We start from the raw sequence: 881 nt of genomic DNA, 5'->3' as shown, positions 1-881 counted from the left end.
CCGTTGATCGTGCTTAATTTAAAATCCATAATTGGACCGGATAGTGTCGCTGGGCCCTGTCTAATTTCGTATAGGTCATAATACCAACCACGCCGCTCCATTTCGGCAAGAACGCCATGAATTGCGTACGGGTCATAACAGATTGCTTTAACATCGAGATCGTAACGTTTAATGTAGCCTTCAATGTAATCGAGTACCTGCTCAGTATTAATAATGCCGCTAGACAAGTTTGTAAGCGTACAGTAGCCGTTCTTAGCCAGTTGCCGGTAATCTATCAAATCGCGTTCTATTTTGCCTTGTAGCCCACCTTTTGTGCCAACAAACGAATGCGACGTAACATAGTATTGTTTGTTAGCCTCGTCAAGATGGATAAAAGACACTGCCGTTAAATCATCAGCGCGGGATAAATCTAAGCCAATATAAACTTTAGTCTTTTGCAAGCTAAAATCTGTTTCATTTTTCTTCCAATCGTTAAAGTCTAAATAAGATTCTTCAGAGGCCTGCATCCAGTAGTTAAAGTTCTTAACTAGGATCTTAAACATCGTGCCCTTTTCAGTACCTTCAGCAACCCGCTTTTCAAGAAAGGTTTCAACCTGTTCTTTTAATTCATCATTTTCGTTGATCAGAGGGTTAGACTTAGCCCACATTTTTTCATCTTGCCATTCGTCTTCTGCGTCCTGTTCGAAAATCATTGCTAGGTACTCATCATCCTGATACTCACCATGCAAAATCTTTTTCGCATAGGGTTCTTCCTCGGTATACATTGGCGCATTTAAATTAAAGCCGGCGGTTGAAATAATAAAAATCAGGCTCTGATGTAAGTTACCCTGGCCTGATTCAATCAGCTCCATCATTTCGTTTGTTTTTGCGGCATGATATTC

General features: G+C 40.6%; 1 protein-coding gene. It reads right to left on the bottom strand.

Annotated elements, in window-relative coordinates:
• A partial coding sequence (locus FC24_RS10300) for a terminase TerL endonuclease subunit (protein WP_235807403.1) occupies positions 1-881 on the bottom strand: 881 nt, incomplete at both ends.

This window comes from Loigolactobacillus rennini DSM 20253, from assembly GCF_001436505.1.
Classification (GTDB): domain Bacteria; phylum Bacillota; class Bacilli; order Lactobacillales; family Lactobacillaceae; genus Loigolactobacillus; species Loigolactobacillus rennini.
The sequence above is the reverse complement of the archived record's forward strand: the minus strand, read 5'-3'. Positions and strand labels throughout refer to the sequence as shown.